This is a genomic window from Bosea sp. NBC_00550 (genome assembly GCF_026020075.1).
In the GTDB taxonomy this organism is placed as follows: Bacteria; Pseudomonadota; Alphaproteobacteria; order Rhizobiales; family Beijerinckiaceae; genus Allobosea.
Genome location: NZ_CP102772.1, coordinates 2,349,055 through 2,361,553 on the forward strand (window position 1 = coordinate 2,349,055; position 12,499 = coordinate 2,361,553).

Annotated in this window: 13 protein-coding genes and 1 pseudogene; 2 read left to right on the plus strand and 12 right to left on the minus strand. The window is 65.4% G+C overall.

Going from position 1 to position 12,499, the window contains the following annotated elements; all coding sequences use genetic code 11:
* Positions 1 to 18 precede the first annotated feature (18 nt).
* From NWE53_RS11260 to NWE53_RS11290, 7 genes are all read right to left on the minus strand, one after another.
* Positions 19 to 411 (minus strand): response regulator, encoded by a 393-nt coding sequence (locus NWE53_RS11260; RefSeq protein ID WP_265054383.1) that lies wholly within the window; start codon positions 409 to 411, stop codon positions 19 to 21.
* 411 nt (positions 412 to 822) lie between these two features.
* Positions 823 to 1,791: a Bug family tripartite tricarboxylate transporter substrate binding protein gene (locus NWE53_RS11265; protein WP_265054384.1), complete on the minus strand. Its 969-nt coding sequence runs from the start codon at positions 1,789 to 1,791 to the stop codon at positions 823 to 825.
* Positions 1,792 to 1,839: 48 nt separating this feature from the next.
* Positions 1,840 to 2,706 (minus strand): amidohydrolase family protein, encoded by an 867-nt coding sequence (locus NWE53_RS11270; protein WP_265054385.1) that lies wholly within the window; start codon positions 2,704 to 2,706, stop codon positions 1,840 to 1,842.
* Between the two features lie 19 nt (positions 2,707 to 2,725).
* Positions 2,726 to 3,349, minus strand: a complete 624-nt coding sequence (locus NWE53_RS11275) for a flavin reductase family protein (RefSeq protein WP_265054386.1) — start codon at positions 3,347 to 3,349, stop codon at positions 2,726 to 2,728.
* Positions 3,349 to 3,741, minus strand: a complete 393-nt coding sequence (locus NWE53_RS11280) for a RidA family protein (protein WP_265054387.1) — start codon at positions 3,739 to 3,741, stop codon at positions 3,349 to 3,351. The genes NWE53_RS11275 and NWE53_RS11280 overlap by 1 nt, the downstream gene beginning before the upstream one ends.
* A 9-nt stretch (positions 3,742 to 3,750) precedes the next feature.
* A complete protein-coding gene (gene hpaH / locus NWE53_RS11285; RefSeq protein WP_265054388.1) occupies positions 3,751 to 4,554 on the minus strand; it encodes a 2-oxo-hept-4-ene-1,7-dioate hydratase in 804 nt (267 codons plus the stop codon).
* Positions 4,555 to 4,563: 9 nt separating this feature from the next.
* Positions 4,564 to 5,421, minus strand: coding sequence for a fumarylacetoacetate hydrolase family protein (locus NWE53_RS11290; RefSeq protein WP_265054389.1), 858 nt, complete (start codon positions 5,419 to 5,421; stop codon positions 4,564 to 4,566).
* A 140-nt stretch (positions 5,422 to 5,561) separates the two neighbouring features.
* Between NWE53_RS11290 and NWE53_RS11295 the strand changes: the two genes are divergently transcribed.
* The gene (locus tag NWE53_RS11295) at positions 5,562 to 6,344 is read left to right on the plus strand and encodes an IclR family transcriptional regulator (RefSeq protein WP_265054390.1); all 783 of its coding nucleotides are present in this window, start codon (positions 5,562 to 5,564) and stop codon (positions 6,342 to 6,344) included.
* A 195-nt stretch (positions 6,345 to 6,539) separates the two neighbouring features.
* A pseudogene (locus tag NWE53_RS11300) lies at positions 6,540 to 7,165 on the plus strand (tyrosine-type recombinase/integrase).
* Between the two features lie 212 nt (positions 7,166 to 7,377).
* On the opposite strand, the gene NWE53_RS11305 reads toward NWE53_RS11300, so the two are convergent.
* The 5 genes from NWE53_RS11305 to NWE53_RS11325 form a co-directional block, all read right to left on the minus strand.
* Positions 7,378 to 8,289 carry an ABC transporter permease gene (locus NWE53_RS11305; protein ID WP_442865006.1) on the minus strand — a complete coding sequence of 304 codons (912 nt, stop codon included), beginning with the start codon at positions 8,287 to 8,289 and terminating at the stop codon, positions 7,378 to 7,380.
* Positions 8,286 to 9,227, minus strand: a complete 942-nt coding sequence (locus NWE53_RS11310; RefSeq protein ID WP_265054391.1) for an ABC transporter permease — start codon at positions 9,225 to 9,227, stop codon at positions 8,286 to 8,288. The genes NWE53_RS11305 and NWE53_RS11310 overlap by 4 nt, the downstream gene beginning before the upstream one ends.
* A 165-nt stretch (positions 9,228 to 9,392) precedes the next feature.
* Positions 9,393 to 10,556, minus strand: coding sequence for a serine hydrolase domain-containing protein (locus NWE53_RS11315; RefSeq protein ID WP_265054392.1), 1,164 nt, complete (start codon positions 10,554 to 10,556; stop codon positions 9,393 to 9,395).
* Positions 10,553 to 12,133, minus strand: a complete 1,581-nt coding sequence (locus NWE53_RS11320) for an ABC transporter substrate-binding protein (RefSeq protein WP_265054393.1) — start codon at positions 12,131 to 12,133, stop codon at positions 10,553 to 10,555. Before NWE53_RS11320 ends, NWE53_RS11315 begins: the two co-directional genes overlap by 4 nt.
* Before the next feature lie 33 nt (positions 12,134 to 12,166).
* A complete protein-coding gene (locus NWE53_RS11325; RefSeq protein WP_265054394.1) occupies positions 12,167 to 12,499 on the minus strand; it encodes an AtuA-related protein in 333 nt (110 codons plus the stop codon).

Consider the following 12,499-nt stretch of genomic DNA (forward strand, 5'->3'; position numbering starts at 1 on the left):
GGAGATCGGAAGCAATCACTACCACGCCGCAGTCTTGGACCGAAAGTTTGCGGCCGGCCAGGCAGCCAGCGCATGCAGCAGCGCGTCCTCGCGATACGGCTTCTCCAGAAAGACGGTCTCGGACGGCATCTCCTCCGCCCTCGGCGAGACCCGGCCGGACGCCAGGATCAAGGTCACCGGCGGCCAGCGCTTGCGGATTGCGTGGATCAGCTTCAGGCCGTCCATAGATCCTCCGGGCATCTCGATGTCGGAGAACACGACGCGGATATCAGGGCGGGTCTCAAGAAGCTCGATGGCTTCGTCGGCGTGCGCTGCCTCGATGACGTCGTAGCCAGCCTCCTCGATCAACGCGACCGCGTTCATGCGAATGAGTGGCTCATCCTCCACGACCAGAACAAGAGTTTTTGTCATGGGAACTCTCGAGGGGACCAACCCGATCTAACTGTCGGGGAATGGAATGGTTGCATAGAGGTGCAAGCGAATTCCTAACGCCTCGTCAGCCATTCGGCCGCAGCCATGCAGCCGCCCGTCGATCACCACCTCCGAGTGCTCCCCCCGAGCTTCTCCAGCAGGTACCGGTCGTCCTCCGAATAGTACCGGGCCCTCTGGAGATAATCGCGGCGAATGCCTGGATCGACTCGATGGACGTCCAGCCAAGATAGGGTGCCGACCTCGGTGGGCGGTTGCCGATATCCCCCGCAGCATCGGGAAACTTAGGTTGCCTTCCGTGCCGTCGTAATCGCTGAGGATGCATGCTGCCAGACAAGCCCGGCCCGACAACCGGCTTCCGGGCGAGATGGAGGGAGGCCTTAGTAAACCTGCCTACTGCAATTGAATCTTGAGCTTGCGGATGAGCGGCACCCAGCTCTGGTCCTCCTTCTCGAGATAGGCTCGGAAGGCCTCGCGCTCCATCGGTGCGGCCCGGGTGCCGAGATCGGCGAAGCGCTTGGCGGTATCGGGCTCGTTCAGGATTTTCGTCACCGCGGCATGGATCGCGGCGACGACAGGCTCCGGCGTCTTGGCAGGCGCCATCAGGCCCGTGAAGGTCTGGCCGTCGAATTCCGGATAGCCGAGCTCGACGAATGTCGGGACGTCCGGCAGTTCCGGCAGCCGCTTCGCCCCCGTCACCGCGAGGGCGCGGGTCTTGCCGGTGGTCACGAAGGGCAACGCGACGGAGAGCTGGTCCAGGTTGAAATCGACCTGTCCGCCGACAAGATCGTTGGTCGCTGGCGCATTGCCGCGATACTGGACAGTCGTCCAGCTCGCTCCAAGCTTGGATTGCATCACCTCGGAGATCAGATGGTTGGTCGTCCCGGCACCTGGAGACGCCATGTTCAGCGGAGGATTGCGCGTTTTCGCGAGCTCGACGAACTCGGCGAAGCTCTTCGCGGGCCGGTCCGGATGCACCTGCAGGATCAGCGGCGTCAGGGTCAGGGTCGTGATCGGCACGAAATCCTTGCGCCATTCATAGGCGCGGCGTGCGGCCATCTCGGGCGCGAACAGGATCGGCCCGTTGGCGCCGACCAGCAGAACGCTGCCGTCCGGCTCGCCCTTCGCCACCACTTCGCTGCCGATCAGACCTCCGGCGCCGGGCCTGTTTTCGATCACGAAGGCCTGCCCGGTATCGCGCTGGAGCTTCTCGGCGAGAAGCCGCGCCGCGACGTCGACATTGCCGCCGGCAGCATAGGGTACCATGAGTTTAACCATGCCCCTGGGCCATGTCTGGGCCCCAGCCTCTCCCGCGAAGACGATGCCGGCCATGGCGATGACGCCGATCATGAGACGTTTCATCTTGCACTCCCCAGAATTTATTGTCGGGTCTTTGTTGCGCCGCTTGCCTCAGAAGCCGAACAGCCTCGCAGGATTGTCGACGAGCACGGCGCGTCGCAGAGCCTCGTCGGGCACGGCACGGAACAGGAAGTCGAGAAGATCGCCCTCGTTCGGCGGCTGCCGGACGGAGACCGGATGAGGCCAGTCGCTGCCCCAGATGATGCGGTCGGGTGCGGCCTCGAGCAGCGCCTCCACGGTCGGGATGACGTCGTCCCAGGGTGCGCCGGCCCGCGAGATCTTCTCGGTGAGCGAGAGCATTACCCAGACCGTGTCGCGTTTCAGCAGTTGCAGGATCTTGGCGAGGCTGGGGTCGTCCTTTCCTCGGGCGGGATCGGGGCGGCCCATATGGTCGAGCACCAGTGGCAGGTCGAGCGCTTCGAAAGGTGCGATGTTGCCGATGATGCCCTCGACCTCGGGCTGCACCTTCACATACCAGCCGAGCTCGCGGATGCGTGCGAGCGCGCGCTCGAACTCCGTCTCGCTCATGCCGATGCCAAGCCCCGCTCGTGTGAAGCGCGCGCCCTTCACGCCGGCGGCGTCGAGCTTTGCGAGATAGGCGTCGCCACGGTCCTGGAAGACGGCGGCGTTGGCGCAGCCGCGATAGTTCGGGCCGGCGAGCGCCAGACCATCCAGCGTGACGCTGTGATCGGCGCCGTATGTGGTCGGCTGGACGACGACACCGCGGGAGATACCGAGTGTCGCATGCATGGCGAGCGCGGTTTCGATGCTGGCGCTCGGCATCTCGTAGACCGCACCGGGGCGCACCGGGTAGCGCTCCGCGGGGCCGAGCACATGGAACTGGCTGTCGCAGGCCAAGGCGGGCAGCGGCGACTTCGGCGCGCGCGGTGCGGGATCGAACGGGAGGTAGGTCGCCATCACAAGGCTCCGGTCGCGATCAGGATTTGGAGGTCTGGTGGATCGCCCGCATCGTCATGATCTCGCCGAGCGTCGTGTAGTTCGGGCCGGCGATGCGCCCGATCGGGTCGAGCGCGCGGGTATCGACCTTGCCGTCGGCCATCAGCCCGTCCCGCAGGCGGAAGACGAGCACCTCGCCGACGAGGAGGCGGCTGCGTGTCTCGCCGAACTCGATGCAGTGCCGCAGCCGGCATTCCATAGCGACGGGCGCGGCGGCCAACCGCGGCACCGCGACATGCAGGCTGGGCGCGGTTTCCAGCCCCAGCTCCGCGACCTCGCTGACCTCAGGCGCGAACTCCTTCGCGCTGTCATGCAGCGGTTCGACCAACGAACGATCGGCGATGTGGACGACGAATTCCTCGCTCGCGAGGATGTTGCGGGCCGTGTCCTTGTAGGTGTCGCCCTTGCGGCCGACGCTGATCGCCAGCAGGGGCGGCTTCGGCGAGACGAAGGTAAAATGGCTGAAAGGCGCCAGATTAACGGTGCCGGCAGCCGAAATCGTCGTCACCCATGCGATCGGGCGCGGCACGACGAGCCCGGTCAGCAGGCGATAGCTCGCCTCGGCCGGCAGGTCCGCAGCCGCGATGTCGGTCGTCCCGCCCATCAGCCCCGACCCTCCATGACCGCCACGAAGTCGCACTGGATGAGCTTGCCGCCGTCGAGTTCGCCAGCCATCGCCTGGCGAGCCGGGCGGTTCGCGGGATCGGGGAACATCGCGAGCCATTCGAGATTGACCTGCTCGCGCTGCGAGCGGTCGGACAGCCAGACCGTCACCTTGACGATGTCGTCGGTCGAGCCGCCGGCTTCCTGCATGATGCTGCGGATATGCCGGAACATCAGCGCGCATTGCGCGTCGAGCGTTTCGGCCGGCTTGCCCGTTTCCGGATCGAGCCCGTAGACGATGCCCGACATCAGCACGTCGCCGACGCGGCAGGCGGCAGGGATCGGGTTCTTGTGGCCGAAGCCCTCGACATGGATGCTCTGGCGTCTGGTCATCGCGACCCCTCAGGCGAAATGGCAGGAGACCGTGCCGAACGGTCCGTAATCGGCATGGATCGTGTCGCCCCGGGAGCAGGGGATCGGGCGGATGAAGGATCCCGCCAGGATCACCTGACCGGGCTCCAGCACCACGCCCCGCGGGGCCAGCTTGTCGGCGAGCCAGACGATGCCGTTGGCGGGGTTGTTGAGCACACCGGCGGCGACGCCGGTCTCCTCGACCATGCCGTTCTTGCTGACGATGGCGGAGATCCAGCGCAGGTCGGCGTCCTGCGGCCGGAAGGGGCGTCCGCCCAGGACGATGCCGCAATTGGCGGCGTTGTCGGCGATGGGGTCGACGACCTTGCGCGTCGCCTTGCTGGCGGGGTCGATGCGCTGAATGCGCGCATCGAGGATCTCCAGCGCCGGCACGACGTAGTCCGCGGCGTTGAGCACGTCGAAGACCGTGCAGCGCGGCCCCGCGACCCTGTCCTTCAGCACGAAGGCGAGTTCGGCCTCAATCTTGAGCTCGATATAGCGATCGGTCGGGATCCGGCCGCCATCCGGAAAGAGCATGTCGTCGAGCAGCACTCCGTAATCCGGCTCGTCGATATTGACTGCGCTCTGCATGGCCCGCGAGGTGAGGCCGATCTTTCGGCCGATGACCTTGCGCCCGGCGGCGAGCTTGCTCTCCATCCAGGCGCTCTGCACGGCATAGGCATCGTCAATGGTCAGCCCCGGATGGGCGAGGCTGAGCTGGCCCATCTGCACGCGGCTGCGCTCGGCTTCGTCGAGGGCGCGTGCCGCGGCGGCGATCTGGTTGGCAGAGAGCATGGTCGCCCCTTATGCTTCGTCGACGACGCGATTGGAGAGCAGGCCGATGCCGGGAACCTCGACCTCGACGAGATCGCCAGGCTTCAGCCAGCGCGGCGGGTCGAAGCGAACCCCGGCCCCGGTCGGCGTCCCCGTCACGATGATGTCCCCCGGCTTCAGCGTCGCGAAGGTGGAGAGATAGGCGAGCAGCCGATCGAACGGGAACATCAGGCGCTCGGTCGTGTCGTTCTGGCGCTCCTCGCCATTGACACGCGTCGTCAGTTCCAGCGGCCGCGAGAGATCGATGTCGTCGGAGGTGACGATCCACGGACCGATCGAGCCGGAGCGGTCGAAATTCTTGCCTTGGGTAACGTTGAACTTGCCGTGCCGCAGCCAGTCCCGCACCGTGCCCTCGTTGCACAGCGTCAGGCCGAAGACGTGGTCCAACGCGCTTTCGCGCGGGATGTGGCGCCCGCCCCGGCCGATCACCAGAGCGATCTCGCCCTCGTAGTCGAGCTGTTCGGAGACTTTTGGGCGTTCGAGCGGGACGCCGTGACCGACGAAGGAGGAGGCCGAGCGGCAGAACAGGCTCGGATAGCGCGGAAGGTCCGAGCCGTCCTTGTACTCGGCATTGCGGTCGGCATAGTTCACGCCGACGCACCAGATTTTCTCCGGCGCAGGGATCGGGATCAGCAGTTCGACATCGGCGAGCGCATGGTCGGCGCTCTGCCCCTTGGCCGCGTCGCGCAGAGTCTGAAGAGTTCCCGCGGCAATCGCATGTCGCAGGGTGGGCAAGGCCGGCAGGCGCCGGCCGAGATCGATCACCCCGTCGTCGACGATCGCGCCATAGCCTTCCGCCTCGGCGCTGCGAAAGCTCGCCAGCCTCATGAACTTTTCCTCCCCGCCGGCGGATTATCCGGGCCTGTTCTCGTTGATCGGATCGAAGCGCGAGGTGGGGCACAACTGGATTCCTCATTTTCTGTCCATATAATGGACAAGACCGATGGAGCTGAGGTGGACCGCGTCGCATGAGATCCCCGAATGTCAGAGCTGACGCTGTTCAAGGCACCGGCAGCCTCCGACGGGCGATCGAGATCCTGCGCATCCTGGCCGCGAGCCGGGAGGCTGGGCTCGGCCTGTCGGCGCTTGCGCGGTCGACGGGCGTGCCGCATCCGACCGTGCACCGGATGCTGAAGGCTTTGGTCGCCGAGGGGCTCGTCGAACACAGGCCGGCGACGCGGCGCTATGTCGTCGGCGAGCAGATCCAGTTCCTCGCCCTCTCGCGGGAGCGCCCGAGCGTGCTGCAGGCCGTGGGCGAGCCCCACATCGCCCGTGCGGCGGAGACGGTGGGAGACACGTTCTTCCTGACGCAACGTACCGGCTTCGACACGATCTGCATCTCGCGTGTGCTCGGCTCCTATCCCATCCAGGTGCTGCCGTTGCGCGTCGGGGATCGTCGTCCGCTCGGCGTCAGCAGCGCGGGGCTGGCTTTGCTCGCGGCGCTCGAACCCGGCGAGGCCGCCGCGGTGCTCGCCGAGAATCGGGGGCGGTTGCGCAGCTACCGCATCGACGAGGCGGTGGCTCACGGCTGGGTGCGCACCGCCCGGCATCTCGGCTATGCCCTGCGCGACCGGGGGCTGGTACCGGGCACCCGCGCGCTGTCGGTCGCGATACGCGACGAGGCCGGCCGGCCCTTCGCCGCCGTAACCGTGGCCGGGGTGACGCGCCGTATGGGACATTTGCAGGTGGAGGCTCTAGCATCCCAGCTGCAGGACATCGCCGCCACAATCGGGCGCGAACTCCGCAGGTGAAAAAAGGCCGATCTGGGCTGGCCACGATAATTCGCCGGTCAACGTCTGCCGACCCGGATTGGACGGAAGTACGGCCGGCCAAATGTCGGCATTACGGCTGAAGCCCAACTTCTGCTTCTGGCGCGAGGCGAGCGCCACGTCCCGCAACACTTGATAGAATAACCCCGGATGCGGCGTCCCAAGAGGGGATCAGCCATGGATATCCAAGCGCAGAACCAACTGCCTCATCAGGCGTGGAACCTCGAGCGCATCATCGGACCGAAACCACCTCTGAATCCAAAGCATATCGGGGCGATACGCACCCGGCTGCAGCACGAGGCGCGCGTTCGTGATCTCGCCATGTTCAATCTCGCGATCCAGAGCAAGCTAAGGGGATGCGATCTGGTTCGTCTCCGCGTTGGCGATGTCGTCCTCGGAGGCACCGTTCGCCTGCGAACGGCGATGTTCAACAGAAGACCTGGCGGCCGGTGCCGTTTAAACTAGTCGATTCGGCCCGCGAGGCACTCACAGCGTGGCTCAGAAAGAGAGGCCCGCGCGAAGAGGATTGGCTCTTCCCGAGCCGTAGCCGGCATGGTGATCACATCACAACGCGCCAGTACGGCCGTCTCCTCGACACCTGGGTGGGTCTGATCGGATTGGATCCAGCGCTCTATGGAACTCACAGTCTCCGCCGAACGAAGGTCGCGCTGATCTATAAACGCACCGGCAATCTGCGCGCCTGTCAGCTCCTGCTCGGCCATACAAAGCTGGAGAGCACCGTGCGCTACCTCGGCATCGAGGTTGACGACGCGCTTCTCCTTTCGGAGCAAACGGACTTGTGACACTGGGCACGGCGGGCACCCGGCGTGCCATTTCGTCATTCGGCCAACGGCGCAATTGGGTGGGAAGCGGTAGTTCGGCGGCACCCTCAGTTTCTGCCGATCCGCGCCCACAACCAGACATTGGGGGTGCGCCACGAAGCGGACAATTCGCAAAAGAGAAGACTGAGGCTGGTGATCGTTGCTCAGGGACCGCCAGCCCCTTTTGAACCCAGCTACAGGCGTTTTGCAATTCGCGGATCGAGGGAGTCTCGCAGGCCGTCGCCGAGGAGGTTTACGGCGAGGACGGTGATGGAGAGGAACACGGCCGGGAACAGGATGATATGCGGCCGGACCTGCCAGAGCGCCCTGCCCTCGGCCATGATGTTGCCCCAGGACGGCGTCGCCGGCGGCACGCCCGCGCCGATGAAGGACAGGATCGCCTCGACGATCATGGCGCTGGCGCAGATATAGGTCGCCTGCACGCTCATCGGCGCGAAGGTGTTGGGCAGGATATGTCTGATGATGATGCGCGGCACGCGCGCGCCATTGGCCACGGCAGCCTCGACATAGGGCTGCTCGCGCAGCGACAGCACGACGCCGCGCACGAGGCGCGCCACGCGCGGGATCTCGGCGATGGTGATGGCGAGGATGACGTTGCCGACCGAGCCGCGCGTCAGCGCCATCAGGGCGATGGCGAGCAGGATCGGCGGGATCGACATCATGCCGTCGATGACGCGCATGATGATGCCGTCGGCCCAGCGCACGAAGCCGGCGAAGAGGCCGATGGTCAGCCCCACGACCGAGGACAGCACGGCGACGCTGAAGCCGACGAGGAGCGAGACCCGCGCCCCGTAGATCACGCGCGAGTAGATGTCGCGGCCGAGCATGTCGGTGCCGAACCAGTAGAGCTCGGAGGGCACGCGGGTGCGCCTGGACGGCGAGATCGCGGTCGGGTCGACCGTGCCGAGCAGCGGGGCGAAGATGCCGATGAGCGCCATCAGCACGAGCAGGCCGCCGCCGATCGCGACGGAGGGGTGGCGCCGCAGATAGCGGCGGAAGCGCACGGAGCGGCTGAGGCCGGGAGCCTTGATCGGCTCGGCAGCCACGACGCCGACGGGGGCCGGAATGGACGATTGCGCGGTCAATAGCGGATCCTCGGGTCGACGAGGGTGTAGGTCAGGTCGATCAGCAGGTTCACCAGCACGTAGACCAGGCTGAACATCAGCACGACGCCCTGGATCACGGGATAGTCGCGGCGCAGGATGGCATCGACGGTGAGCCGGCCGAGGCCGGGAATGGCGAAGACGCTTTCGGTGACGACCGCGCCGCCGATCAAAAGCGCGATGCCGATGCCGATGATGGTGACGATCGGCACCGCCGCGTTCTTGAGCGAGTGCAGGAAGAGCACGTCCTTCTGGGCCACGCCCTTGGCCTGGGCGGTGCGGACGTAATCCTGCTGGAGCACCTCGAGCATCGTGGCGCGGGTGATGCGGGCGATCAGCGCGATATAGACGAGGCCCAGCGTCACCGAGGGCAGGATCAGGTTCCTGAGCCAGGGCCACAGGCCCTGCGAGATCGGGGTGTAACCCTGCACCGGCAGCCAATCGAGCTTCAGCGCGAAGAAATAGGCGAGCAGGTAGCCGACGACGAAGACCGGCACGGAAAAGCCGAGGACGGCGAAGGCCATCGCGGCCTTGTCGATCCAGCTCCCGGCCTTCCAGGCCGCGAGCACGCCCATCGGCACGGCGATGACGACGGCGAAGATCACGGTCAGCACCATCAGCGAGACGGTCGGCTCGATGCGCTGGGAGATGAGCTGCGTCACCGGCAGCGAGGTGAAGATCGAGGTGCCGAGATCACCCTGCAGCACGCGGAAGGACCATTCGGCGAAGCGCACGAGATAGGGCCGGTCGAGCCCGAGGCTGGCGCGGATGCGCTCGACATCGGCGGGCGAGGCCTGGTCACCGGCGATGATGGCCGCCGGGTCGCCCGGCGCGATATAGAGCAGCGAAAAGACGAACAGCGCCACGAAGGCCATCACAGGGATGGTCGTGAAAATGCGCCTGACAACAAAAGCGAGCATGTTCCACCATTAAGCCACAACCGGTCCAGGCGACCGGCTTGGCAGGCGCCAGGGTCCGAAGGTCCAGCAAAAGAAATCGGTCACAGGCGCCTTCGCTTGCACCACGGCGCTTCAGGTCTTTGCTGCCGCACGGAAATGAGGGCCAAGTCGGCTTCGGCCGCCGCGTCAGCCGGCCGACCGGAGGCTGCCGAGCACCGCATCCTTGAAGGCAAAACGCTCGGCCTTGATATCGATGTCGTAGCTGGCCGCGAACGGAGGCTGAGGCTGGCATGACAGGGTCACGATGACGATGTCGGCCTTGCGGTTCACATACAGCGTCTGCCCGGCGAAACCTGCTGCGACCATGGAACCGTCAGGGTCGATCCACCAGCTGTAGCCATAACCGTCGGCGCCGCAGCTGTTCGTCGACGGATCGACGGCAAAGATGCGCGATCCCGCGTCGTCGAGCCAGTTTTCCGGCAGTATACTCTGACTGCCGATCACGCTGTCGCGAAGCAAGAACAGGCCGAACCGACCAAAATCCCGCAGCGCCATGCCTGCCCGGCTGCCGCCTATCTCCTGGCCACCTTCGGATTCGAGCGTGTAGAACGCATCGAACTCCATGCCAAACCGCGCCCAGATCTTGCTCGACATATAGTCGGCCAGGGTCTGGCCCGTCGCCGACGAGAGTAGAGCTCCGAGAACGTAGGTGTCGCCGGTGTTATATAGGAACTGCGTGCCCGGCGTGTGCAGGCTGTGCACGCTCCTCATCAGTTCCAGAACGCCTCCGGGAACCTTGTCGCCGAGCGACTTGCTGTAGCGGTTCACATGGGAGTTTCGGTCCGTATAGTCCTCATTCCAGTCCATACCGGACGACATGGTGATCAGATCGCGCACGCTGACGGTGTCATAAGCGCTGCCGCGGAGCGCCGGGAGGTAATGCGAGACCGCATCTTCCAGGCTCGCAATGGCGCCGTCCCGCAGTGCCACGCCGACCAGCGTCGATGTCAGCGACTTGATCATCGACATGGACGACCAGCGCAGATGCTCCTCCAGGCCCAGCCCGTAGCGTTCGAGCCGGATTTTGTCGCCCTGCAAGACGAGAAGGCCGGCGACGTTGGCACGATGGATGTAGTCATCGACCCCATATCGTTCTTCGCCCACCTCGTATTCGGGCGCGATCTCGGCTGCCCGGACGAGCGGGAACGCATGAGGTCCGCGCGCGATGGAGCGCGTCGCGAACATGCTGTCGACGTTGCGATAGGCGTAGGCCTGCCACGTTGGCGAAAGCAGGAGGAAATCCTCGCCTCTCGGGACGTAGCGACGCGGCTCTGCCTTGCTTTGGCTCATGTCCGGCGCACCCCGTAGAACAGCGGCAGGCCCTTCTGCACGCCCGTCAGATTGCTGCGGTAAGCCGTCTGCTGGTAGTAAAGGCCGGTCGGCGCGTAGGGCACCGCCTCATAGGCCACCCGCTGGATTTCGGCGCAGATCGCAGCCTGGGCCTTTTCGTCCGCGGCCCGGAACCAGTCCATGCGCAGCTCCTCCAGGCGCGGGATATCGGACCATCCGAAGATCGCGGAAGTGCCGCTCCCGCGCAGGAAGTTGTTGCTCGACGGGTTGAGCAGGCCGACGCCGGCCGTGAAGGTGCCCACCATATGCCAGCCGCCCTTGTCGGGGGCCTGCCGGTTATTGGCGCGGGCCAGCACCGTGCCCCAATCCATCAACTGCATGTCGATGTTGAAGCCGGCCTGCTTCAGCGCGTCCGTCACAACCTCGCCCTGGGCCTTGATCGACGCAACGTCACCCGGCACCAGGAAGACCAGAGGCTCGCCTTTGTAGCCGCCCTCCTTCAACAGGCGCTGCACGAGCTCCCGATCCGGCGGTTCCTTCTGCGCAGCAGGACTAACGGGACTGGCCATCGGCGTGTCGGGCAGGAAATACCCGACCTTGTCCCGCCAGTGCTTGGAGTCCTCGCCGATGACGCCGGTCATGACGTCCTTCTGGCTGATGGCCGCCAGCGCGGCCTGCCGGATGCGCGCATTGCTCGTCGGCCCCTGCAGGAAATTGAAGCGGATGACGCCAGCCGAACCGAAGGTGTCGATCAGGTCGAGCTTGACGTTGCCCTTGGCCGACAGCAGGTCCCAGTAATCGGAGGCAGGCTGTTCCCACCAGTCGATCTCTCCCGTCTGCAGGGCCGAGGCCGCAGTGGCGACATCCGGCATGACCACCCACTCGACCCTGTCGAAATGGGCGACCTTGGGGCCGGCCAGCGCGCTCGTCTGCCCGCTTTGGCGCGGTACGTAGTCCGCAAATTTCTCATAGACGAGACGGCTGCCCGGCACCCTCTCTCCGGCGACGAAACGATAGGGACCGCTGCCGGTCATCTCCGTCACCTGGACGGTCGCCTCCGTCAGGGCCAGCCGCTCCGGCATGATGACGGCATTGTTGGTCCCGAATTTTCCCAAAGCGTCCGGCAGCATCGGGAAAGGAGCTTTCAACCGAAAACGCACGGCCCGGTCCGAGACGGCCGAAAGTTCGTCTGTGAGCGCCGCCAGAACCTGGCCGACATTGTCGCGCTTCCACCATCTCTTCACGCTAGCGACGACATCGCGGGCGAGGACCGGCGAACCGTCGTGGAAACGCAAGCCTTCCCGCAGAGTGAGCGTCCACTGCCGCCCGTCCTGCTCCACAAGGTGGCCCTCGATCATCTGCGGCTGGGCGCGATTGTGCTCGTCGGCTCCGTACAGTGTGTCGAAGATCAACATCGCGTGGTTTCGCGTGACGTAGGACACGCTCATGATCGGGTCGAGGATCGCCACGTCGGATTGCGGCGCGAATTTCAGGACCGAAGCGCCCTGGGCTCGCGCGATGGACGGCATGCACAAAGCTGTTGTCATGCCGGCGAGGAATGCGCGTCTTGTGGCCATTTCGTTCCCTGTTTGCGTTTGTTTTTCGTTTTTTCAGCGCCCGTCATCCGCCAAGCGAGGCGGTTCCGGCAGATCGAGATCGAGCAATGCGGAACTGAGGCCCTTGCCATGGGCGTCGAGCGCCAGAGAGCGCGTGACGCCGCCGCCCAAGGCGCCGCGCATGACGAAGTTCAGGGCGCATAGGGTGGGTAGTTCGTAGCGCGTGACAGGACCGGTCGCGATCCCGCGGAAACGTTCGGCTACGAGCGCGGCCGTAACGTGCTCGGCGATGAAGGGGTAGTCGCGTTCGTCGAAGGCGATGACGGAGATGGTTGCGACGTTGCCCTTGTCGCCGGTCCGGGAATGCGCAATCTGGCGAAGCTTCAT

Coding starts and splice junctions, on each gene's coding strand:
- NWE53_RS11260 (WP_265054383.1), bottom strand. CDS start 411: ATGACAAAAACTCTTGTTCTGGTCGTGGAGGATGAGCCACTCATTCGC.
- NWE53_RS11265 (WP_265054384.1), bottom strand. CDS start 1,791: ATGAAACGTCTCATGATCGGCGTCATCGCCATGGCCGGCATCGTCTTC.
- NWE53_RS11270 (WP_265054385.1), bottom strand. CDS start 2,706: ATGGCGACCTACCTCCCGTTCGATCCCGCACCGCGCGCGCCGAAGTCG.
- NWE53_RS11275 (WP_265054386.1), bottom strand. CDS start 3,349: ATGGGCGGGACGACCGACATCGCGGCTGCGGACCTGCCGGCCGAGGCG.
- NWE53_RS11280 (WP_265054387.1), bottom strand. CDS start 3,741: ATGACCAGACGCCAGAGCATCCATGTCGAGGGCTTCGGCCACAAGAAC.
- hpaH (WP_265054388.1), bottom strand. CDS start 4,554: ATGCTCTCTGCCAACCAGATCGCCGCCGCGGCACGCGCCCTCGACGAA.
- NWE53_RS11290 (WP_265054389.1), bottom strand. CDS start 5,421: ATGAGGCTGGCGAGCTTTCGCAGCGCCGAGGCGGAAGGCTATGGCGCG.
- NWE53_RS11295 (WP_265054390.1), top strand. CDS start 5,562: ATGAGATCCCCGAATGTCAGAGCTGACGCTGTTCAAGGCACCGGCAGC.
- NWE53_RS11310 (WP_265054391.1), bottom strand. CDS start 9,227: ATGCTCGCTTTTGTTGTCAGGCGCATTTTCACGACCATCCCTGTGATG.
- NWE53_RS11315 (WP_265054392.1), bottom strand. CDS start 10,556: ATGAGCCAAAGCAAGGCAGAGCCGCGTCGCTACGTCCCGAGAGGCGAG.
- NWE53_RS11320 (WP_265054393.1), bottom strand. CDS start 12,133: ATGGCCACAAGACGCGCATTCCTCGCCGGCATGACAACAGCTTTGTGC.
- NWE53_RS11325 (WP_265054394.1), bottom strand. CDS start 12,499: ATGAAGCTTCGCCAGATTGCGCATTCCCGGACCGGCGACAAGGGCAAC.